We start from the raw sequence: 22,278 nt of genomic DNA on the forward strand, positions 1-22,278 counted from the left end.
AGCACCATGAGCCTTTCCCTTCGCGACCAGTTGCTCAAAGCAGGTCTGGTCAACCAAAAGCAGGCCAAGCAGGTCGGCAAAGAGAAACAGAAACAGCAGCGCCTGGTCCACAAAGGCCAGGCCGAAGTCGATGACACCCAGGCGCGCCTGGCCGCCGAGGCCCAGGCCGAGAAGGTCAAGCGCGACCAGGAGCTGAACCGTCAGCAGCAGGAAAAAGCCGAGGCCAAGGCGCGTACCGCCCAGGTCAAGCAACTGATCGAAACCTCACGCCTGCCCAAGCTGACCACCGAGGACTACTACAACTTTGTGGATGACAAGAAGGTCAAGCGCCTGTCGGTCAACACGCTGATGCGCAACAAGCTGAGCAACGGTTCCCTGGCGATCGTGCACCACGGTGGCGGCTACGAGGTGATCCCGCGCGAAGCAGCGCTCAAGATCCAGGAGCGCGCGCCGGAACGTATCGTGCAGCTCAACATCCTCACCGAAAGCCAGGTGCCGGATGAGGATGATCCGTACGCCGCTTACCAGATCCCTGATGATCTGATGTGGTAAGCATCTAGAAACGACAAACCCCGCCAAATGGCGGGGTTTGTATTTAAACGTGCAGCACCAGCCTGTTACCAATCCACGGCGTAACTCAGGCTGAAGGTACGACCCTCGGCATTCGGGTACGGTGCGCGGGCGTTGGCCTGGGCGAACATGTTCTGGTAGTTGCGGTTGGTGAGGTTGTACACCGCACCTTCCAGGCGGCCTACCGGCAGCCTTACCGAGCCCAGCAGGTCGACCAGGGTGTAGCCCTGGATATCGCGACCGTTGTTGTCCTTGGCCGCCGCGTCGTAATTGGCCAGGCGCATGCCCTGCAAGCGCAGGCTGTAGTCGTCACGCTCATAGCCGACAAAGGCTGTGGTCTTGGCGGGGGAGATGCGGGTGGCAGGCAGGTCGATCCACTTGCCGTTTTGCTGGGTCTCGCCTTTGGCGTAAGCGTAAGTACCACCGACGGACCATTGGTCGGTGATGTTATAGGTCAGGCCGGTTTCGACGCCACGCACGCGCTCTTTCTGATTGATCAGGCGCAGCACACGATCATTGGCGTCATAGAACTGCGTGACATCCGAGGTGTTTTCATACGCGGTGACACTGGCCTGCCACTTGTCCCAGTCGCCACGCCAGCCCAGCTCGTAGCTGTCGACCTTCAGGGCCTGGGCATTGAGGTCCTGGATATCGTATTTGCTGTTCACATCACGCAGGAAGCGTTGGATGTCCGGGAGGGAAAAGCCTTGGCTGAAGTTGACGAACACATCCTGATTGTCGGTCAGGTGGTACACCGCCCCGAGGTTATACAGCGTGTCATCGTATTTGAGCGTGCCACCGGGCAGTGTCGCGCGGTTGCCGGTCTGGACGATTTCGCCGTATGCGATGCTGTCGGAGACCTTGCTCTCAATCCACTCACGACGTACGCCACCGCGTAAGGTCCAGTCGCCGATGTCGTAGGACAGCTGGCCAAAGATGGCTTTGGTGGTGGTCTCGATGTCCGGGCCCAGTTCGAACGTGGTGCCGGTTTTGGTGTAGGTCAGGCCATTGACCCGGTATTGGTCGCCACGCTGGCGTGAGGTTTCATGGTCGTAGTCCGCGCCCCATACCAGGTTGCCCGTTGCCGGGCCGATGTCTGGCATCTGGGTATCGATCGCCGCTCGCAGACCGTAGACATCCTGCACGCTGTTGTTATCGGACACGCCTGCTCGGCCTCGGGACAGGTCTGGGAAGAACAGTGCATCCGCCCGCCGCCAGTAACTTTCCACCTGCAAGCCCTGGCCGTAGAAATCCTTGTCGGCGTAGTTGAGGTTGACCGCCTGGTTATGGGTGTAGGGTTGGTCGCCCAGGTCCAGGCCTTTTACGGCGACTGCGTCGCTGGTGATGCGTGGGTTCTTGGTGTAGCGGGTGTCTTGTTCGTCTTTATAGTCTTGCAGCGACAGGCTGATCTTTTTGTCGTCATCAAGCTCATAGCCGAAGCGACCTTGCAGGTCGTAGGTATCGGTGTCCATGTTGCTGCCCTGGGACGTGTCCTGGGGAATGCGCTTGCCATTACCGTCGAACTGATCGTTGCGCTGCACGGTATTGCCTGAGAGATACCAGTCCACCGGGCCCTTGCGGCCCGTGGCGCTTTGGAACGCCTGATAAGCGAATCCCTTGTGGCTGAAGTTGTTGCCGGCGGTCATGCCGATCTTGCTGCTGAACGCCAGGTCCTCACCTTGGTTGCGTTTGGTGATGATGTTGATGATGCCGCCCGACGCGCCTGCGCCGTAGACACTGCTGGCGCCGGAGATGACTTCGATGCGCTCGATGCTTTCCGGTGCCACGCTGTTGAGCTGGCGGAAGTTATCGCGCGTGGCGTTTTGCGAAACCCCGTCGATCAGGATCAGGGTATTACGCCCGCGAAGCGTCTGGCCGAAGTTGCTCATGCCGCCGCTGGAAGGCGCAATGCCAGGCACCAGTTGGCCGAGGATATCGGCGACCCGACGTCCTGCACCCGTCTGCTGGCGGATCTGCTCTTGATTGATCACCTGCACCGAGCCTGGAATCTGCGCAATGCTGGTTTCGCTGCGCGTGGCCGATACCACTGTCGCCTGCAGTTGCAGGCTGGTCGGCGCGGCCGGTGTCTGCTCGGTCTGATCGGCCCAGGCAGGGGCGCTTATCGACCCAAGAAGTGGCAGCAGTACTGCCCATTGCGATGTGTTCATGATCATGTCTCAGAGTTATTAGAAGTATTGACAGAAAAATCGGATGTCTCAGGCGCTCGCGCAAATGCACGGATGACTCGGATACTCGCGGCGGCCAGGGCATAGGTCAGTGCGACCAGCCAGAAGCTGTGCGCCAGGCCCACCCACCCCATGCCGATACCGCCCAACAAGGCGCCGCACAGCGCACCGGCTTTGGCGGCGCTGTTGCCCATGCCCAGGGCAAAACCCTGCTGGTTGTGCGCTACGGTAGTGGCGATCAGTGTGTAGGCCACGGGCAACAACGCACCCTGCCACACGCCCCACAGCAGCCGGCTGGCGATAAAACCCGACCATTCACTGGCCAGTGCCGTGCAGGCCAGCGTGAAGGCGCAGGCCCACGTGACCCACTCGATGATGCGCAGCGTATGGGCTGGCTGATGCCGATCGAACAGGCGGCCCCACAACGGCGCGGACAGTGCCAGGGTCAAGGCGCTGGCGCCATAGCTGGCGCCGATCAGCCACGCGGGCGCGTGCAAAACCTGGGCGACATATAAGGCGTAAAACGGTTGCGGCATCATCCTGGCTGCCTGGATCAATACGATGATCCCCAGCATCGCGCCAAGCCAGCCTTTGGGGAGTGCGGCAGGCTGGGACGTTCGGGCAGGTCTCGATCGTGGTGAGTCGCTGGGTAAAAACGCGCTGATTATCGCGCACAACAGGCAGACGGCGGTGGCGCTGTAGCACAGCAATGCGAAACCGGATATGTCCATCAGCCAGCCGCCCAACACCGGCCCGGCCAGGGAACCTACGGCGGTGGCTGATTGCAGCCGGGCAAGAATATGCCCCCGTCCGCCGTCACCGCAGCAGGCCAGCGCGTAGGCTTGGGCAGCGGCGATGAAACCAGCCAATGCGCCTTGTACCACGCGGATGACCACCAGCCACCATGGATCAGGCGTAATCGCAGCCAGCGCCTGGCATACCGCCAATGCCAGTAACGCACGGATAATCATGAGCTTATGGCCGGTGCGGTCGCCGAGTCTTCCCCACATAGGCGTGAGGATCATCGCCGCCATCATTGGCCCTGCATACACCAGCGAAGACAGCAGGCCTGTGTACTGGGCATTGGCAACGCCCAGCAGCTTCTGGATTTGCAGCGGCCAGAACGGGCCGCTCATTTCCATCGCTCCCATCGACACCAACTGAATCACCACCAGCAGCCGCAGCGCTGTGTTCTTAGTCGGCATTGGCGGCCGCGCTCAACGGGTTAGGCAGACGCCCGACGATATCGGCATGACTCTCCAGCAGGCGCATGCGCATGAACGACTTGGCCGGCCACGCCTGCTCCAGCAGTGCTTCACGCTCGGTGGCCCAGCGCTGCGGATCAACCTGCGCGCGTAGGTCGTCAAAACACTGGCTGACCTGTGCCGACAGTTCATCCCAGAGCAGCGCCTGGGGGATGTCGAAGTGGCGCGCGGCAAGCAGGATGAGTTCGCCCAGATGGCACATGAATACGGTGTGCAGGAGTTTGTCCCGTACGAAACCGGCGTCGTCGTACAGCGTCATCTTCGGGTCGTGCAGTTCAATGTCCAGTCCGTGGGCGTGCAAGGTCTTGCGGTCGATTCGGATATCGCCGAAGTCGCGCAGCAGCAGGCGGCTCAATTGTCCGTCTGCGGCCATCACCATGAACGAGTTCTGTTGATGGGCCTCAAAAGCGATGCCATAACGCAAGTACATGCCCAGCAGTGCTGGCACGGTGATCGCTGCGTAGTCATGGAAGAACGCGAGCATGGCCGCCGCGTCATCCTTGCCTTGGCTCAGGCGCACCCACTGGCGTAGCAGTGGCTGGCCGTGTTGATCAATGGCAAACAGGCTGCCCACTGGCACGGCCATTTCCCCTGGCTGGAGCTGGCTCTGGGGATTGTCGCGATAGAGCACTGCCAAGTGGCGGGAGTGCTCGTCATTGGCCGGTTGTGGCTGGAAATGCACACCGATCCGTTCGGGAACGATGTTCAGGCGTTGTTGAATGACCGGTTCGCGTCCCAGGATGCTCAGCAGCAGATGGCTGATCCGTGGGCCCATGCGCGCTGAACGTGGGGAGACAGTGCGCTGTACGCTGGTCAGGCGCAATGACACTGGCAGTTTGACCATCGGCGCATCGCAACCGCCTTCAGGCAACACGGTCCTGAATGACATGGTGGGGTGGGCGGTAAACGCGACGATATCGGTCAGCACCAGCAGCTTGTCACCGATTTCGTTGGCGAACAGTTGGGGCAGCTCCTGGCGTGCCTGCCAAGGGTGGGCGGGCAATGGCAGATAATCGCCTGCCTCAATACCCTGTGCTTGCAGGACTGCGGTCAGTTGCTGTGCCGCTTGCGGGAAGTGCTCGCTCCACCACTGCCAATAATCGGCGGTACCGGCCAACTTTTCGACATGGGCAAATTGGCGATGTAGCGCACACAGCAGCACCGGGAAGCGTGCTTCGAACTCTGGCGAATAGTCGATGACTTGCTCGGTATTCAGGCCCAGCTTGGTCTTGTAGTTGGGGTGCCATGGGTGACCCAATGTTCCCCACTGTTCAAGCACGGAAGTCGGGTTGATAACGCTCGGGCTGTTTTTGAGATGACTCAGCAGGTTGTCTTGGTGCTCCGGGCCCATGGACGCCTGCAGCTTGAGCGTCCATTGCTCATGGAAGGCCAGGCACAAGGTGTCGTTGATGAAGCTGTCGTCGATCTCAACGTTGAGGCGGTTGAGCACTTCCCGGTCGGCAGGCGAATCAAGGCTGGCGTTAAGCAACGTCAACAACTGTGAGGGGAACTGGATTTTCTGTTCGGGCTGGCCTTGGCGCAACAGGATGACTTCGCCGCGCAGGTCCCAGCTTGCCATGCGGCCAGGACGCAAATGTTCGAAACGCAGTCGGGCCTGGCAAGGCAGTGTCAGTGAGCAATGCCCATGTTCGTCATAAATGAGGGTGCTGGGGTCCAGCAGGCTTTCACGAAACAAAGCTTGGATCAGGCGTTGGAAGCTACGTTCGGCGGCGGGTGCCAGCGTTTTGATCAGGGCTTGGAGGCTGATGTGGCTGGCCTGAAATTGCGCGGTGGCAAGTGCTTCGCTCCAGCGTTTCAGTAACGCGTTTTCCGGCTTGCTGCTGTTTCCATGCATCAAATTGATTCCCTGATTCGTGAGCCTGAATGAAAAGCGAACGAATGATATCGAGAATCATTATTTGTGTGTGTTTTTGTTACATTAATTTTTGGCGATTATTGACAAAAAAACCGCGCTCCAAAGGCGCGGTTTCTTGTAGACGGCCCGGCTGCGTGGGCCGGGCGTCACCATGATTTCAGAGCTTCAGGAGCTTTTTGCCTGGCGTTGCAGTTCGAGAGTTTCGAGCTCGTTTTTATAATTATGGGCGTCGCTCTCGTTGTGAAACATGCCGACCAATACGTCTTGCTGATGGACATCCCAGATGTGAATCCCGTGGCCTACGGCTTCATGGGACATATGTTCATCGTCGCGTTCAGTTACTTTTACAGTCATCTGCTTGCTCCAATCTCTGGTTGATCTGCGGCAAGTCGTCGCAGGCCTCTGTTATATGATTTGTTAGCTTGCTAAGTAAACTGATTTTGCGCGCAATAATTCATTGCAGGAAGCGCAACAATGCTGGAGGCCGCGTAAACCGAGGCATTACGTCGCCATGGCAGAGGCTTTATGACAAAAGTTTCATGTTCCGGGCGGCCAGGTTGACCTCGGCACCGCCATCGCAGGCAAGCCAGCTCCCACCTTGAAATGCATTCCACTGTGGGAGCTGGCTTGCCTGCGAAGACGGCCTAACAGTCAACACAGTTGGACCGGGTACATATCCGTTATTTAGGTAACGGCCACTTAGGGTTCCGCTCTGACAGCGGCTCACTTTTGAAAAGCGCAAAAGTAAGCAAAACGCTCTTGCCCCACCACTCGGCACCTCGCTTAGGCTCGGTGTGCCCGAACGCAGGCTTGAATCCGTGGGCCGCCGCCACGCGCCATCCCTGGCGCGGGGCGGCTAACCCGGCGTCCTGCCGGGTTACCCACGAATTCAAGCCTGCGTTCGGCCAGCGTGGTTTAACGGGGCGCCTGAGATCAAGATCACAAGCAGAGCAAGATCAAGAGCGACTCGCTCCGCATCGTGGTTACCGTCTGCTGCTACAGCCCAAAAGTTGTGTAGATACCTATGCTGCGATAGCGATACTGGCCGCGCCTAAAATTGCAGGCAAAAAAAAGCCCCGCATTCAGCGAGGCTCTTTTCCGGTGCATCAGCAATCAGCTGCCTTTGACGGCCTTACCGTCAACGGTGCCATCCTGCAGCATGATGTTGTATTCCTTGCCATCGGTCTCAACCTGACGCAGGGCAACCAGGATGCCGCCCTGGTTCTTGGCAAACCACATCTGGGTGATGCGCTTGCTCTGCGACGGGTCGCGCACGCGCTCGACCTTGATCGCGTCGATCGAACCGACCTTGGTCTGGACCTTTTCCGAGCCGATCACGCGGAAATCGTAGGTATCGGTATCGGTACCCTCAACCACGCGGTAGCTCATGCTCTTTTTGCCCGCAGCCACATCACGCTGCAGGGCGAGTTGGTAGGTGGACTTGTCGAGCATGCCGCTTTCGAGAGTGACATTGACCGGGTCTTTGTTTTCAAAGCCGGTGACTTTCTTGGCGCTCTGGTCGAAGTCCAGGTTGATCTTCTTCGCCTTGCCCAGGCCGCCGCGTTCGAAGCTGTAGCTCTTGGGTTGCAGAGTGTCCTTGTCGAACAGGATCACACTGGTTTCGGTCAGGCTGGCAATCATCATCGAGGCCTTGAAATTCAAGGTCCAGGTACCGTCGCCATTCTTGGCCAGGCTGCGTTCAGCCGAACCGCTCATGGGCAGTTGTTTCCAGTCGGCGGTGTAGCTGACGGAGAAGGGGTGAAGGTCTGCCGCTTGTACGGCAGGCAAAGCGAACAGCGCAAAAGCGAAAAGCAGGGCGCGACGCATAAAATCTCCTAGGTTCGAATCAAGTGGCCGCTGGCCGCGAGTAACTGGCCGTCCAATAATGCACCCTGGTCGCCAAGAATCAACCGTCCTTCGGCAAACCAGCGAACAGCCAGCGGGTAAATCCTGTGTTCCTGGGTATGAACCCGTTGCGCAAGCGTCTGCGCCGAGTCGCCTGACTCTACCGGAACCACTGCCTGTACGACCAGAGGCCCGCCATCGAGTTCCTCGGTCACAAAGTGCACGCTGCAGCCATGCTCACTGTCGCCGGCGTCGAGGGCGCGTTGGTGGGTGTGCATGCCTTTGTACTTGGGCAGCAGGGAAGGGTGGATATTGAGCAGGCGCCCCTCGTAGTGCCGGACGAAATCTGCGCTGAGGATGCGCATGAAGCCGGCAAGGACCACAAGTTTGGGGTTGAAGGCGTCGATCAGTTCGATCAAGGCGCTGTCGAAGGCCTCGCGACCGTCGAACGCCTTGTGATCCAGGGCGCGGGTGTCGATACCCGCGTCACGGGCGCGTTGCAGACCGTAGGCGTCGCTGCGGTTGGAAATCACCGCAGCGATGCGCACCGGGCTGTCGTCGGTGCGCGTGCTGTCGATCAGGGCCTGCAAGTTACTGCCGGTGCCGGAAAGCAGCACCACGACATCACAGGTCTGGGGCATCAGTGAGCCTTGAGGTTCTTCAGTTCAACCTGGGCTGCGCCTTCGGCAGCAGTGGCGATCTGGCCAATGACCCATGGTTGCTCGCCGGCTTCACGCAGCACGTTCAGCGCGGTTTCAACGTGTTCCTGCGCAACGCAGATCACCATGCCCACGCCGCAGTTCAGCACGCGGTGCATTTCGGTTTCGTTGACGTTGCCTTTCTCTTGCAGCCAATCGAAGACTGCCGGGCGCTGCCAGCTGGCTACGTCGACAATCGCCTGGGCGCCTTTTGGCAGGACGCGCGGGATGTTGTCCAGCAGGCCGCCACCGGTGATGTGGGCCATGGCCTTGACGGCACCGGTGTCCTTGATCAGCTTGAGCAATGGCTTGACGTAGATGCGGGTCGGCGCCATCAGCAGGTCGGTCAGTGGCTTGCCGTCGAGCTGGATGTTCTCGATGTCGGCGCCGGACACTTCGATGATCTTGCGGATCAGCGAGTAACCGTTGGAGTGCGGGCCGGACGATGGCAAGGCGAGCAGGGCGTCACCAGCGGCTACTTTGGAGCCGTCGATGATCTCGGCTTTTTCCACCACACCCACGCAGAAGCCGGCCAGGTCGTAGTCTTCGCATTCGTACATGCCTGGCATTTCAGCGGTTTCACCGCCCACCAGGGAGCAACCCGACAGTTCGCAGCCAGCGCCGATGCCGGTCACAACCTGGGTAGCGGTCTCGACATTGAGCTTGCCGGTGGCGTAGTAGTCGAGGAAGAACAGCGGCTCGGCGCCGCACACCACCAGGTCGTTGACGCACATGGCGACCAGGTCGATGCCGATGCTGTCGTGTTTGTTCAGGTTCAGGGCCAGGCGCAGCTTGGTGCCCACGCCGTCGGTGCCGGACACCAGTACAGGCTGCTTGTAGCCGGCCGGGATTTCGCAGAGGGCGCCAAAACCGCCCAGGCCACCCATGACTTCAGGGCGCGCAGTGCGCTTGGCGACGCTCTTGATGCGTTCGACCAATGCTTCACCGGCGTCGATGTCTACACCGGCGTCCTTGTAGCTCAGGGAGGGTTGCTTGCTCATGATCCAGGCCTTTAGGGGGGATTTCTGGGTAACGACCGGGCGGGCGGGGGCTTTTGGAAAGGGCCCTGCCGTTGACGGTCTGCGAAGGCGCGCGATTTTATCAGGCTTGAGGGGCAGCGGCCATCCTCGGGCCGACGGGCAGGGCATATGAGCTCAAAAAAATGCAAATCGGGCCGGTAATCGTGCGTATTAAGGTATAGCCTTGAGCTCGCTAGCGTTATGACAGTATGAAAACTTACCGGGACCCTGTGAATGTTTTACCGGTCGCTGTGTCACAGCCTTGCCAAACCGAGATCACGCGGTCTGTTCCAACCGCTAAATTTGTCGTTCGGGAATCTTCCATGCGTCTGTGTAAATTCTTCTTTGTGGGCTGTTTGTCGTTGGTCAGCCTGGCGAGTCATGCCGAAACCCTCAATGGCCTCTATCAAGTGCTCGAACCGGTCAGCAGCCAGTCGCCCCAAGAGCGCGACCAGGCCACACAGCGTGCCGTGCAGACCCTGGTGATCCGCCTGACCGGCGACGCCAAGGCCGCCGATGGCCCGGGCCTGGCGGCTATCCGCAAAGACCCGCAACAAATCATCAGCCAGTACGGCTACGACGCCGGCCCGCCGGAAAGCTTGCAAGTGGACTTCGACCCGGTCAGCACCGACCGCGCCTTGCGTGATGCGGGCCTGTCGATCTGGGGCAGCAACCGGCCGTCGATCCTGGGTTGGTGGTTGAACGATTCAACCGAAGGCAGCAGCCTGGTCGGCGATGGACAGGCCGTTGCCCAGGCCCTGCGCCGGGCCGCGCAACACCGGGGTCTGCCGCTGCGCTTGCCGCTGGGAGACCTGGATGAACAGGTAGTCGCCACCGCGCCGAATCTTGAAAGCCCAGACGCCACGCCTTTGCGTGCAGCGTCCGAGCGCTACGGTGCCGATGCGTTGCTGGCGGTGCATGCGCGTCAGGAAGGCAGTCAATGGCAGGCCAAATGGCGCCTGTGGCTGGGCGACAAGGCTGAGGAGGGCACCGCCCAAGGCGCTGACACTGCCGCGCTCGCCGATGCGGTATTGCTGGCGGTCAGCCAAAAGCTGGCGCCACGCTTTGCGGTCAAGCCGGGCGTGAGCACTGAGCAACTGCTTGAAGTACAAGGCATGAACCTGGAGCGCTACGCTGCCCTGGGCCGCTTGCTGGAGCCCTTTGGCGGCCAGCCGCAGTTAGTGGATGGCAACCGGATCGTGTATCGCGTCAATGGCAGCGCTGAACAACTGCGCACCCAATTGAGCTTGGCCAAGCTGCAGGAAATTCCTGCTGGCGAAGCCCCGGCCCAGCCAGTCGTGGTCGATGGCACGCAACCGGCTGCTGCACCTGAGCCTCAGGCGCAACTGCGTTTTCGTTGGTAAACGGTGTTCCTCCTTCTATATAGAAGAAGGGCGTAGATAACAGATGGAGTGGTATATGGCGGATACGCGTCGTTGGGTGTGGCTTGGCGGGATTGTCCTGCTGTGCGTTTTTGTGTTCTTGCTGCATTCGATCCTGACGCCGTTCCTGGTGGCGCTACTGCTCGCCTACCTGTTCGATCCGGTGGTGGATCGCCTGGAAAAAGTCGGCATGTCGCGCACCTGGGGCGTGATCACGGTGTTTGCGCTGTTCACGTTGATCATCACGGCGCTGGTGTTGATATTGGTGCCGATGTTGGCCAAGCAGCTGTTTCGCCTTTATGAACTGGCGCCGCAGATGCTCGACTGGTTGCAGCACACGGCAATGCCGTGGGCCCAGTCCAAGTTCGGGCTGGCAGATGGCTTCTGGAAGTTCGACAAGGTCAAGGCGGCCATCAGCGAACATATGGACAAGACCACCGACATTGTTACGGTGGTGCTCAGCCAAGCGACCGCTTCCAGCCTGGCGCTGATCGGCTGGTTGACCAACCTGGTGCTGATCCCGGTGGTGGCGTTCTACCTGCTGCGAGACTGGGACATCATGATGGCCAAGATCCGCAGCCTGCTGCCCCGTGATCGTGAAGAACGCGTGGTTTCCCTGGCGGCGGAGTGTCATGAGGTGCTGGGTGCGTTCGTGCGCGGGCAGTTGCTGGTGATGCTGGCCCTGGGCGTGATTTACGCTGCCGGTCTGATGGCGATCGGCCTGGAGCTGGGGCTGTTGATCGGCTTGATTGCGGGCCTCGCGGCCATCGTGCCCTACATGGGCTTTGTGATCGGCATCGGTGCGGCGCTGGTGGCCGGGCTGTTCCAGTTCGGCGGCGACCTGTACCCGATGCTGGGGATTGTCGCAGTGTTCATGGTGGGCCAGGCCTTGGAAGGCATGGTGCTGACGCCACTGCTGGTGGGCGATCGAATCGGCCTGCACCCGGTGGCAGTAATCTTTGCGATCCTGGCGGGTGGCGAGCTGTTCGGCTTTACCGGCATCCTGTTGGCGCTGCCGGTGGCGGCGGTGATCATGGTGCTGGTGCGCCATGTGCACGACCTGTACAAGGATTCGGACGTTTACACAGGGGTGGATGAGCCCGAGTTGTAATCGCAATGTCACAAACCCGGCCTTGGCCGGGTTTGTTATTTCTGGCGCCGGGTGCGTCAAACAATTTGCGTAAACCTGCGAGTTAACGCAAACCTTTGATTTTGCTTGTGGTCTGCTGCATTGTGCGCCCGGCGTCACGGGTATAAACTTTGCAAACTTTACACAGAGGCCACTAACGGTTCGATGGGAGCCGTTCAGTCAGCATGAAACCGATTCAGCTGCCCCTAGGTGTGCGTCTGCGTGATGACGCTACCTTTATCAACTACTACCCAGGCGCCAATGCCGCTGCACTCGGCTATGTCGAGCGGCTCTGCGAAGCCGACGCCGGGTGGACTGAAAGCCTGATCTATCTGTGGGGCAAGCATGGCGTGGGGCGCACCCACCTGCTGCAGGCCGCGTGCCTGCGGTTCGAACAGATGGGCGAACCGGCGGTGTACCTGCCCCTGGCAGAGTTGATGGACCGCGGCATCGGCATCTTCGATAACCTTGAGCAATACGAACTGGTGTGTCTCGACGACTTGCAGGCAGTGGCCGGCAAGGCGGAGTGGGAAGAGGCGTTGTTTCATCTGTTCAACCGCCTGCGTGACAGCGGCCGACGCCTGCTGATTGCGGCCTCTACCTCGCCTCGCGAGCTGCCGGTGAAGCTGGCCGACCTCAAGTCGCGCCTGACCTTGGCGCTGATCTTCCAGATGCGCCCGTTGTCCGACGAGGACAAGCTGCGTGCGCTGCAACTGCGTGCTTCCCGCCGTGGCCTGCACCTGACCGACGAAGTCGGGCACTTTATTCTTACCCGTGGTACCCGCAGCATGAGTGCGCTGTTCGATTTGCTTGAACAGCTCGACCAGGCTTCTTTGCAGGCGCAAAGAAAATTGACGATCCCTTTTCTGAAAGAGACCTTGGGTTGGTAAGGCCTTGATTTTCCATATGTCGGCATTTTCAAGGCGTCAGAAAACCTGCGTTTGAGCCTTAAGGGCTACGCAACTGAAGCAAAAAATGGAATCACGGCTTAGATGTCATGGTCGAAACGGGAAGTCACATAGATCACGATTGAATTTGCAAATCGATGTGATAGAGGGCATAGTCTCGGCTTCTTTACACATCAGCCACGGTCGTGCCCATGCTAAATCGCTTCGCACCCCTCGTGCCTCTCGCACTCGTTACCCTGTTGTTTGGTTGCGCCTCCCACCCTCAGCAGGTGGCAGAACAGCAAAAATCACAGGTTCAAAATCAGGCAAAGTTCGTTGCTGCACAGTCTGCTTCTGTTTATGAAGAAGAGGTGGCAACCGAAAAAGAACTCGCCGAGTTCTCCGACAGCAAGCCTTACCAGCTGCCACTTCTGGCCGACAGCATCCTTGAGCGCGGCATGTCCTTGATCGGTACCCGTTACCGTTTTGGCGGCACCTCGGAAGCCGGTTTTGATTGCAGCGGGTTCATTGGCTATCTGTTTCGTGAAGAAGCCGGTATGAACCTGCCGCGCTCCACGCGCGAGATGATCAACGTGAATGCACCGTTGGTCGCACGAAACAACCTCAAGCCCGGTGATCTGCTTTTCTTTAGTACCAGTGGCCGCGGTCGTGTCAGCCACGCCGGTATCTACCTGGGCGATAACCAGTTTATTCACTCCAGCAGCCGCCGCAGTGGTGGTGTTCGGGTCGATAACCTGGGTGACAGTTACTGGAGCAAAACCTTCATCGAAGCCAAGCGCGCACTCGCCATGGCCCCGACGACGGTTACCGCTAGTAAGTAAAGTTAAAGTGATACTTGAAGTTTGACGTGTAAGCGCTAGAATCCCTGGACATTGTTGTCATCCGTTCGCGCGAGCTTTGCTTGCGCGTTCTGGTTTTCAACGTTCGGCAGCGAAAGCCGCATCCAGACCAGGATTGTTCTGCACATGTCGACCTCGGCCCGCCTGATGCTTATTGTTTGCGCCGCGCTGCTCAGCGCCTGCGCCAGTCGCACACCGCCGCCCGCGCCCGTCGCGGTCAAGCCTAAGCCGGTGTTCAACTATGCCACCCAGAATTTCTCGCCGGCTGCCGAAGACGTGCTCTTTCGTGCGCTAGGCCTGGTCGGCACGCCTTATCGCTGGGGTGGCAACACACCGGACTCGGGTTTTGATTGCAGCGGCCTGATCGGCTTTGTATTCCGCGACGCTGCCGGCATCTCATTGCCGCGCACCACCCGTGAATTGATCGTGATGCGTGCCCAGGACGTCAGCGAACAAAACCTGCAAACCGGCGACTTGCTGTTCTTCGCCACCGGTGGTGGTTCGCGGGTCAGCCATGCGGGCATTTATGTGGGGGAGGGGCGCTTCGTACACGCGCCGCAAACCGGCGGTACGGTGAAGCTGGATACGCTATCCAAAGCGTATTGGCAGAATGCCTACCTGAGTGCCAAACGGGTACTGCCGGGGAACCTGGCGCGTAATCCCTGAATCAGTAAAACTCCAAAATGTGGGAGCGGGCTTGCCCGCGAATGCAGTGTGTCAATCAACGGATTATTTGGCTGGGCCACCGTAATCGCGGGCAAGCCCGCTCCCACATTGGTGTGTGGCGATTTACTTAACAGCCGACACCCGCCAAACCTTATTGCCCACATCATCGGCCACCAGCAAATCCCCCTGCTGATCAATCACCACGCCAACCGGCCGGCCCATGGCTTTCTCATCGCTATCAAGAAACCCCGTCAGCACATCCACCGGTTGCCCTTTCGGCTGGCCCCCTTCGAACGGCACGAAAATCACCTTGTAGCCACTGTGCGGTTTGCGGTTCCAGGAACCATGCTGGCCGATAAATGCCCCGTTTACGAAGGGGGCGGGGAGTTTGCTGCCCTCGGCGAAGGTCAGCCCCAGCGACGCAGTATGAGGGCCTACCGCGTAGTCGGGAGCGATGGCCTTGGCGACCATGTCCAGGTTCTGCGGGGTGACACGTACGTCCACATGCTGGCCGTAATAGCTGAACGGCCAGCCGTAGAAACCGCCATCCTTGACCGAGGTGATGTAATCCGGCACCAGGTCACTGCCAATCTCATCGCGCTCGTTGACCGCCGTCCACAGCTTGCCGCTCTGCGGCTCCCATGCCATACCGTTGGGGTTGCGCAGGCCAGAAGCAAAAATCCGGTGCTGGCCGCTGGCGCGGTCGACTTCCCAAATGGCGGCGCGACCCTGTTCGGCTTCCAGGCCGTTTTCGCCGACGTTGCTGTTGGAGCCGACGCTCACGTACAGCTTGCTGCCGTCCTGGCTGGCCACTACGTTTTTGGTCCAGTGGTGGTTCAAAGGGCCACCGGGTAAATCCACCACCTTGGTGCCGGGGGAGGTGATCGCGGTTTCACCCGGCTGATAGGCGAAGCGCAGCAACTTATCCGAATCGGCCACATACAGGTTGTTACCCACCAGGGTCATGCCAAACGGCGAATTGAGGTTTTCCAGGAACACCGTGCGAGTTTCTGCCACGCCATCATGGTCGGCATCGCGCAGCAAGGTAATGCGGTTCGGGCTCGGCACGCCGGCGCCAGCGCGGTCCATGACTTTTTCCATCACCCAGCCGCGTAGGCCTTTGGTATCGTCCGGCTTGGGCGGTGCATTGGTCTCGGCCACCAGTACATCGCCGTTGGGCAATACGTAGAGCCAGCGCGGGTGATCCAGGCCTTCGGCAAACGCGGCCACCTGGGTGCCGGCGGCGGCGACGGGCTTGGCGCCTTCGGGCCAGCCGATGGCCGGGGCGATATTGACGGTGGGGATCAGCGTCTTGTTCGGCTCCGGCAGCCGGGGCGAGGGCCCGGTGCCGTCGGCGACCTGCAGGGTCGAGCTTTCGCCGCACGCAGCGAGGCTACCGGCGAACATGATCAGTAGGGCGAGTCGGGTTTTAGGCATGGTTTTCTCCTTGATACCTGTAGGGGTAGAGAAGCACGAACGGCGGATGGTTCAAGTACAAGGCCAGCTTTAATTGACGCTCCCCCCCCAACCCACTAACCTTCGCGGCTTGTTCCAGGTGCTCTGTGGCGTACGCGTCGACGGAGTGAAACAGGGAAGCCGGTGAGTGAGCGCACTTGTACACAGTGCTGCCGCGATTCCGGCGCTGCCCCCGCAACGGTAAATGAGTCAAGACGGTGCTGTTTGCCACTGTATCGCACGCGATATGGGAAGGCGCACCCTCGGCTGCTAGCTATCAAAAGCGCCACTCATGAGCCCGGAGACCGGCCTGGATCATCCAACAGCATCACGGTGGGCGATGCTTGGCTGTCTGTTTTTCTTTTTCCTGCCCGCCGTTTTTGTCCAGCCCCAACGGAGAGCTGCCATGACTGATTCCCCCGACCGCGACGAACGCCACCTGGCGCGCATGCTGCGCAAAAAAGCCGTGATTGACGAGCGCATCGCCAATTCCCCCAACGAGTGCGGCCTGCTGCTGGTGCTGACCGGCAACGGCAAAGGCAAGAGCAGTTCGGCGTTCGGCATGCTTGCCCGGGCCATGGGCCATGGCATGCAATGCGGTGTGGTGCAGTTCATCAAGGGGCGTAACAGCACCGGCGAAGAATTGTTCTTCCGCCGCTTCCCCGAGCAGGTGCGCTTTCATGTGATGGGCGAAGGCTTCACCTGGGAAACCCAGGACCGCCAGCGCGATATCGCCGCCGCCGAAGCGGCTTGGGCGGTATCTCGGGCCATGTTGAATGACCCCTCCATCGGCTTGGTGGTGCTGGACGAACTGAACATCGCCCTCAAGCACGGTTACCTTGACCTGGACCAGGTACTCAGCGACCTGCAAGCCCGCCCGCCCATGCAGCATGTGGTGGTCACTGGCCGTGGCGCCAAGCCTGAGCTGATCGAAATGGGCGACACCGTCACCGAAATGGGCATGCTCAAGCACGCGTTCCAGGCCGGTATCAAGGCACAGAAAGGCGTCGAACTTTGAATCAGCCCCGTCATTGCCCGGCCGTATTGATCGCCGCTCCGGCGTCCGGCCAGGGCAAAACCACCGTCACCGCCGCGCTCGCCCGTTTGCACCGCAACCTGGGGCGCAAGGTGCGCGTGTTCAAATGCGGGCCGGACTTTCTCGACCCGATGATCCACGAACGTGCCAGTGGCGCGCCGGTGTACCAGTTGGACATGTGGATGGTGGGCGAGCAGGAAAGTCGCCGTCTGCTCTGGGAAGCGGCGGGGGAGGCTGACCTGATCCTCATCGAAGGCGTGATGGGCCTGTTCGACGGCACGCCCTCCAGCGCTGATCTGGCGCGGCACTTCGGTGTACCGGTGCTGGGCGTGATCGATGGCACCGCCATGGCCCAGACGTTCGGCGCTTTGGCCCTGGGGCTGGCGCGCTATCAACCCGACCTGCCGTTCGCCGGCGTGCTGGCCAACCGCGTCGGCACGTTGCGCCATGCGCAATTGCTCGAAGGCAGCCTCACCGAGGGCTTGCGTTGGTATGGCGCGTTGTCCCGCGAGACCGGCATCGAACTGCCCAGCCGTCATCTGGGCCTGGTGCAAGCCAGCGAACTGAACGACCTTGATGTACGCCTGGACGCCGCCGCCCAGGCGTTGGGCAGCAGTTGCGAAGTGGCCCTGCCGCCGCCGGTGACCTTTGCCGCGCCCGAGGTGATCGAAGCCGAACCTTTGCTGGCCGGTGTGCGTATTGCCGTGGCCCGTGACGAAGCCTTTGCCTTTACCTACGGCGCCAGCCTGGATCTGTTGCGGGCAATGGGCGCCGAGCTGAAGTTCTTCTCACCGATCCATGATCGCCAACTGCCTGAGGCTGACAGCCTCTATCTGCCCGGCGGGTATCCAGAACTGCACCACCGGGCATTGTCGGCCAATACCGCGATGCTAGGCGCCATTCGTGCTCATCACAGCGCTGGCAAACCGCTGCTCGCCGAATGCGGTGGCATGCTCTATCTGCTCGACTCCTTGACCGATGTGGAGGGTACACGCGCCGAACTGGTTGGCTTGTTGCAAGGCGATGCAGTGATGCAGAAGAAACTCGCGGCCCTGGCGCTGCAAAGCGTTGAGCTGCCGGAGGGGACCTTGCGTGGGCATACCTATCATCATTCGCTGACCAGCACCGAATGGGCGCCGATTGCCCGTGGCCTGAGCCCTAACGGCGGGCGCGGGGCTGAAGCGGTCTATCGCCAAGGTCGATTGACCGCCTCCTACGTACACTTTTATTTTCCGTCGAATCCTGGCGCGGTGGCCGCGTTGTTTGCGCCCGCTCCCACAGGGGAATGCATTTCAAATGTGGGAGCGGGCTTGCTCGCGAAGAGGCCATGACTGACAACGCATTCCCCCAAGCCGACCGCGAAGCCGTCTACCGCGCCATCGCCGAACGCCGCGACATGCGCCACTTCAGCGGCGGCAGTGTCGCGCCTGAACTGCTGCAACGCCTGCTCCACGCCGCGCACCAGGCGCCCAGCGTCGGCCTGATGCAGCCGTGGCGTTTTATCCGCATCAGCGACCGCCCGTTGCGCAGCCAGATTCAACAGTTGGTGGAAGAAGAGCGCGTGCGCACTGCCGAAGCGTTGGGCGAGCGCTCCGATGCGTTCATGAAGCTCAAGGTCGAAGGCATCAACGACTGCGCCGAGGTATTGGTCGCCGCTTTGATGGACGACCGCGAGCGCCACATCTTCGGGCGCCGCACCTTGCCGGAAATGGACATGGCCTCGCTCTCTTGCGCGATCCAGAACCTGTGGCTGGCGGCGCGCGTGGAAGGGTTGGGCATGGGCTGGGTTTCGCTGTTCGACCCCCAGGCCCTGGCCGAGCTGCTGGGCTTGCCGCCCGGCGCAAAACCGCTGGCAGTGTTGTGCCTGGGGCCAGTGGCCGAGTTTTACCCGGCACCGATGTTGCAGCTAGAAGGCTGGGCCGAGCCGCGACCGCTAAGTGACATGCTGTATGAAAACACCTGGGGAGTGAGTCAATGAGTGTGGCCTTGCTGTGTGTGGCTGCGGTGGCGCTGGATGCGCTGCTGGGTGAGCCCAGGCGCTGGCATCCGCTGGTGGCGTTTGGCAATTTCGCCGGGCGCATCGAGCAACGTTTCAATAGCGGTGGGCGTGGCTGGCGCAGCCATGGCGTGACCGCGTGGTTTATCGCCGTGGTGCCGCTGACCCTGCTGGCCACCGCGTTGTCGTGGGCGCCCTATATTGGCTGGCTGCTGGAGATTATGGCGTTGTACTGCGCCCTGGGCATGCGCAGCCTGGGTGAGCACGTCACCCCAGTGACGCACGCCCTGCGCCGTGATGACCTGGATGAAGCGCGCACGCGTGTGAGTTACCTGGTCAGCCGCCAGACCAGCGAACTGGACCACACTGAAGTCGCCCGCGCGGCCACCGAATCGGTGCTGGAGAACGGCAGCGATGCGGTATTCGCTGCGTTGTTCTGGTTCGTGGTGGCCGGTGTGCCAGGCGTGGTCCTCTATCGCCTCAGCAACACCCTGGACGCCATGTGGGGCTATCGCAATGAGCGCTTTGAGCGTTTCGGCTGGGCAGCCGCCAGAATCGATGATGTGCTCAACTATATTCCTGCGCGTTTGGTGGCCTTAACCTACGCGCTATTGGGTAAAACCCGCCTGGCGCTCAAATGCTGGCGCACCCAGGGCCCGACCTGGGACAGCCCCAACGCCGGCCCGGTGATGGCGGCAGGGGCCGGCGCCTTGGGTGTGGAACTCGGCGGCGCGGCGATTTATCACGGCGAGGTGCATCAGCGCCCGCCATTGGGCGAAGGCCCGCCGGCCGACGCCGACTCCATTGATCGCGGCTGGCAACTGGTGCAGCGCGGCGTATGGTTGTGGCTGCTGGTCCTGTGCGTGGGGGCGCAAATCTATGCTTGAACATGGTGGTCGGCTGCGTAAGGCCGCGATTGAGTACGGCATTGCCGAAGCGGATTGGCTCGACCTGTCCAGCGGCCTGGCGCCCTGGCCGTGGCCGATTCCCGAGATTCCCTTGCGTGCCTGGGCGCGTTTGCCGGAAACCGATGACGGTTTGGAAAAGGCTGCCAGCGAGTATTACGGCGCCGGCCCGTTGCTGCCGGTGCCGGGCTCCCAGGCAGCGATCCAACTGCTGCCGCGCCTGCGTCGTTCCGGCAAGGTCGGCGTGCTGTCGCCCTGTTACGCCGAGCACGCCGAAGCCTGGCGCCGCGCCGGTTATGTGGTGCGTGAAGTGCAGGAGCAGGAAGTCGACTTCTTTCTCGACAGCCTCGACGTGCTGGTAGTGGTCAACCCCAACAACCCCACGGGATTGAGCTTGAGCCCACAGCGCCTGCTGGACTGGCATGCGCGGCTGGCCCAACGCGGTGGCTGGCTGGTGGTGGACGAGGCGTTCATTGACGTAACCCCGGACTTGAGCCTGGCCAGGCATGCCGACCAGGTCGGCTTGATCGTGCTGCGCTCATTCGGCAAGTTTTTCGGCCTGGCCGGTGTGCGCCTGGGCTTCGTGCTGGCCGAGCGCAAGTTGCTCAAGCTGTTGGCCGAACAAGTCGGGCCCTGGGCCGTCAGCGGGCCGACGCGGGTGCTGGGCCAAGTGTGCCTGCGCGATACCGCCGGGCATGCGCGCCAGCGCAGTCGTTGCATCGAAGCCGGCCAGCGTCTGTTCGAGTTGCTTGAGCGCCGCGGCCTTCAACCCCACGGCGGCTGCGCATTGTTCCAGTGGTTGATTACCCCCCACGCTGAACGGCTGTACGAATTCATGGCCCAGCGCGGCATCCTGCTGCGCCTGTTTGTGCACAACAGCAGCGTGCGCTTCGGCCTGCCCGACACCGACGCCGACTGGCTGCGCCTTGACGAAGCCCTGGCCGCCTACAAGGACGCCACATGAGCACGTTGATGGTGCAGGGCACCACCTCCGACGCCGGTAAAAGCACCCTGGTGACTGCGCTGTGTCGCTGGCTGGTACGCCAGGGCGTCGCGGTGGCACCGTTCAAGCCGCAGAACATGGCGCTCAACAGCGCAGTGACCGCCGAAGGCGGCGAGATCGGCCGCGCCCAGGCGGTGCAGGCCCAGGCTGCCAACCTGGCGCCCCACACCGACATGAACCCGGTGTTGCTCAAACCCAACAGCGACACCGGTTCCCAGGTGATCATCCATGGCCGTGCCGTTACCAGCATGAATGCCGTGGCGTACCACGACTACAAAGCCATTGCGATGCAAGCCGTGCTGGCTTCCCACGCGCGTTTGAGCCAGGCCTACCCGGTGGTGATGGTCGAAGGCGCGGGCTCACCGGCCGAGATCAACCTGCGCGCCAATGACATCGCCAACATGGGCTTCGCCGAGGCGGTGGACTGCCCGGTGCTGTTGATCGCAGACATCAATCGCGGCGGCGTGTTCGCCCATCTGGTCGGCACCCTGGAACTGCTGTCACCCAGTGAGCAGGCGCGGGTCAAGGGCTTCATCATCAACCGTTTTCGCGGTGATATCGCGTTGCTGCAACCCGGGCTGGATTGGCTCGAAGCGCGCACCGGCAAACCGGTGATCGGCGTGCTGCCCTACGTGATGGACCTGCACCTGGAGGCGGAAGACGGCATCGACCAACGCCAGATCGACAAGGCCGCCCAAGTGCTCAAGGTAGTGGTGCCGGTGCTGCCGCGCATCAGCAACCATACCGACTTCGACCCGCTGCGCTTGCATCCCCAGGTGGATTTGCAGTTCGTCGGGCCAGGCCAGTCGATACCGGCTGCTGACCTGATCATCCTGCCGGGCTCGAAAAGCGTGCGCAGTGACCTGGCCTACCTGCGTGCCAACGGCTGGGACACCGCCGTGGCGCGGCACCTGCGTTATGGCGGCAAGGTGCTGGGGATCTGCGGCGGCTTGCAGATGCTCGGCGAGCAAGTCCATGACCCGTTGGGCCTGGAAGGGCTTGCGGGCTCCAGCGACGGCCTCGGGTTACTGGCGTTCAGCACCACCCTGGAACAAGAGAAGCAGTTGCGCAACGTGCGTGGGCGCCTTGTGTTGGAAGATGCCGACGTCAGCGGTTACGAGATCCATGCGGGGGTAACCTGCGGCGCTGCCTTGGCAAGCGCTGCCGTGCTGCTGGACGATGGCCGCAGCGATGGCGCGCAGAGCCCCGATGGGCAAATTCTAGGCACCTACCTGCACGGCTTATTCGAAACCCCGGCAGCGTGCAGCGCGTTGCTGCGTTGGGCCGGGTTGCAGGACGTGCAAGAGGTGGATTATCACGGCCTGCGCGAGCGCGATATCGAGCGCTTGGCGGACTTGGTGGAGCACCACCTGGACACCGAGTTGTTGCGCAAGCTATGTGGAATCTGAAGGTGTTCACACGACCCAATTGTGGCAGCTGGCACGCCTACGATAGCCATAGCTATCTACACACCTCTGCAGCGCTCAACGGTAACCACGA

The 22,278-nt window shown here is 61.0% G+C and carries 20 protein-coding genes and 1 riboswitch; of the genes, 12 read left to right on the forward strand and 8 right to left on the reverse strand.

The window, feature by feature from the left end:
- Positions 1-6 precede the first annotated feature (6 nt).
- On the forward strand, positions 7-552 hold the full coding sequence (locus CRN80_RS17850; RefSeq protein WP_003193073.1) for a DUF2058 domain-containing protein: 546 nt from the start codon (positions 7-9) through the stop codon (positions 550-552).
- A 65-nt stretch (positions 553-617) separates the two neighbouring features.
- On the opposite strand, the gene CRN80_RS17855 is transcribed toward CRN80_RS17850, so the two are convergent.
- The 7 genes from CRN80_RS17855 to purM all read right to left on the reverse strand — a co-directional run bounded on the left by CRN80_RS17855 (position 618) and on the right by purM (position 9,441).
- The gene (locus tag CRN80_RS17855; RefSeq protein WP_098950703.1) at positions 618-2,738 is read right to left on the reverse strand and encodes a TonB-dependent receptor; all 2,121 of its coding nucleotides are present in this window, start codon (positions 2,736-2,738) and stop codon (positions 618-620) included.
- Positions 2,739-2,740: 2 nt separating this feature from the next.
- Entirely contained in the window at positions 2,741-3,961 is a 1,221-nt protein-coding gene (locus tag CRN80_RS17860) for an MFS transporter (protein WP_098950704.1), read from the reverse strand.
- Complete coding sequence (locus CRN80_RS17865; protein ID WP_098950705.1) at positions 3,951-5,876, reverse strand: IucA/IucC family siderophore biosynthesis protein; 1,926 nt, start codon at positions 5,874-5,876, stop codon at positions 3,951-3,953. The genes CRN80_RS17860 and CRN80_RS17865 overlap by 11 nt, the downstream gene beginning before the upstream one ends.
- Before the next feature lie 186 nt (positions 5,877-6,062).
- Positions 6,063-6,251 carry a hypothetical protein gene (locus CRN80_RS17870; RefSeq protein WP_003193064.1) on the reverse strand — a complete coding sequence of 63 codons (189 nt, stop codon included), beginning with the start codon at positions 6,249-6,251 and terminating at the stop codon, positions 6,063-6,065.
- A gap of 759 nt (positions 6,252-7,010) precedes the next feature.
- Positions 7,011-7,724, reverse strand: a complete 714-nt coding sequence (locus tag CRN80_RS17880; RefSeq protein WP_032895894.1) for a DUF3108 domain-containing protein — start codon at positions 7,722-7,724, stop codon at positions 7,011-7,013.
- Between the two features lie 8 nt (positions 7,725-7,732).
- Positions 7,733-8,383, reverse strand: a complete 651-nt coding sequence (gene purN, locus CRN80_RS17885) for a phosphoribosylglycinamide formyltransferase (RefSeq protein ID WP_098950706.1) — start codon at positions 8,381-8,383, stop codon at positions 7,733-7,735.
- Positions 8,383-9,441, reverse strand: coding sequence for a phosphoribosylformylglycinamidine cyclo-ligase (gene purM, locus CRN80_RS17890; RefSeq protein WP_098950707.1), 1,059 nt, complete (start codon positions 9,439-9,441; stop codon positions 8,383-8,385). Before purM ends, purN begins: the two co-directional genes overlap by 1 nt.
- Before the next feature lie 341 nt (positions 9,442-9,782).
- Here purM and CRN80_RS17895 point away from each other — a divergent pair, with 341 nt between their 5' ends.
- The 5 genes from CRN80_RS17895 (at position 9,783) to CRN80_RS17915 (ending at position 14,383) form a co-directional block, all read left to right on the forward strand.
- Positions 9,783-10,823: a DUF2066 domain-containing protein gene (locus tag CRN80_RS17895; RefSeq protein WP_098950708.1), complete on the forward strand. Its 1,041-nt coding sequence runs from the start codon at positions 9,783-9,785 to the stop codon at positions 10,821-10,823.
- Between the two features lie 55 nt (positions 10,824-10,878).
- Positions 10,879-11,952 (forward strand): AI-2E family transporter, encoded by a 1,074-nt coding sequence (locus CRN80_RS17900; protein ID WP_003193054.1) that lies wholly within the window; start codon positions 10,879-10,881, stop codon positions 11,950-11,952.
- A 203-nt stretch (positions 11,953-12,155) separates the two neighbouring features.
- Positions 12,156-12,860: a DnaA regulatory inactivator Hda gene (hda, locus tag CRN80_RS17905; protein ID WP_003193052.1), complete on the forward strand. Its 705-nt coding sequence runs from the start codon at positions 12,156-12,158 to the stop codon at positions 12,858-12,860.
- A 209-nt stretch (positions 12,861-13,069) separates the two neighbouring features.
- Positions 13,070-13,699, forward strand: a complete 630-nt coding sequence (locus CRN80_RS17910) for a C40 family peptidase (RefSeq protein ID WP_098950709.1) — start codon at positions 13,070-13,072, stop codon at positions 13,697-13,699.
- 144 nt (positions 13,700-13,843) lie between these two features.
- Positions 13,844-14,383 (forward strand): C40 family peptidase, encoded by a 540-nt coding sequence (locus CRN80_RS17915; RefSeq protein WP_003193049.1) that lies wholly within the window; start codon positions 13,844-13,846, stop codon positions 14,381-14,383.
- A gap of 123 nt (positions 14,384-14,506) precedes the next feature.
- Here CRN80_RS17915 and CRN80_RS17920 read toward each other — a convergent pair whose 3' ends face one another.
- The gene (locus CRN80_RS17920; protein WP_098950710.1) at positions 14,507-15,820 is read right to left on the reverse strand and encodes a sorbosone dehydrogenase family protein; all 1,314 of its coding nucleotides are present in this window, start codon (positions 15,818-15,820) and stop codon (positions 14,507-14,509) included.
- 99 nt (positions 15,821-15,919) lie between these two features.
- Positions 15,920-16,167, forward strand: a riboswitch (cobalamin riboswitch).
- A gap of 77 nt (positions 16,168-16,244) precedes the next feature.
- Between CRN80_RS17920 and cobO the strand changes: the two genes are divergently transcribed.
- From cobO to CRN80_RS17950, 6 genes are read left to right on the forward strand one after another with little or no spacing between them, the layout of a single operon-like run.
- Positions 16,245-16,856 carry a cob(I)yrinic acid a,c-diamide adenosyltransferase gene (cobO, locus tag CRN80_RS17925; RefSeq protein WP_005790169.1) on the forward strand — a complete coding sequence of 204 codons (612 nt, stop codon included), beginning with the start codon at positions 16,245-16,247 and terminating at the stop codon, positions 16,854-16,856.
- Positions 16,853-18,205 carry a cobyrinate a,c-diamide synthase gene (locus CRN80_RS17930; protein ID WP_098950711.1) on the forward strand — a complete coding sequence of 451 codons (1,353 nt, stop codon included), beginning with the start codon at positions 16,853-16,855 and terminating at the stop codon, positions 18,203-18,205. The genes cobO and CRN80_RS17930 overlap by 4 nt, the downstream gene beginning before the upstream one ends.
- Positions 18,202-18,852 (forward strand): 5,6-dimethylbenzimidazole synthase, encoded by a 651-nt coding sequence (gene bluB / locus CRN80_RS17935; protein ID WP_032895904.1) that lies wholly within the window; start codon positions 18,202-18,204, stop codon positions 18,850-18,852. Before CRN80_RS17930 ends, bluB begins: the two co-directional genes overlap by 4 nt.
- Positions 18,849-19,757 carry an adenosylcobinamide-phosphate synthase CbiB gene (gene cbiB / locus CRN80_RS17940; protein ID WP_098950712.1) on the forward strand — a complete coding sequence of 303 codons (909 nt, stop codon included), beginning with the start codon at positions 18,849-18,851 and terminating at the stop codon, positions 19,755-19,757. Before bluB ends, cbiB begins: the two co-directional genes overlap by 4 nt.
- Positions 19,750-20,739 (forward strand): threonine-phosphate decarboxylase CobD, encoded by a 990-nt coding sequence (gene cobD, locus CRN80_RS17945; protein ID WP_032895906.1) that lies wholly within the window; start codon positions 19,750-19,752, stop codon positions 20,737-20,739. The genes cbiB and cobD overlap by 8 nt, the downstream gene beginning before the upstream one ends.
- Positions 20,736-22,187, forward strand: coding sequence for a cobyric acid synthase (locus CRN80_RS17950; RefSeq protein WP_098950713.1), 1,452 nt, complete (start codon positions 20,736-20,738; stop codon positions 22,185-22,187). Before cobD ends, CRN80_RS17950 begins: the two co-directional genes overlap by 4 nt.
- Positions 22,188-22,278: the final 91 nt, after the last annotated feature.

Origin of the sequence: Pseudomonas sp. FDAARGOS_380, assembly GCF_002591235.1 — a bacterium.
Taxonomy (GTDB): domain Bacteria; phylum Pseudomonadota; class Gammaproteobacteria; order Pseudomonadales; family Pseudomonadaceae; genus Aquipseudomonas; species Aquipseudomonas salmasensis.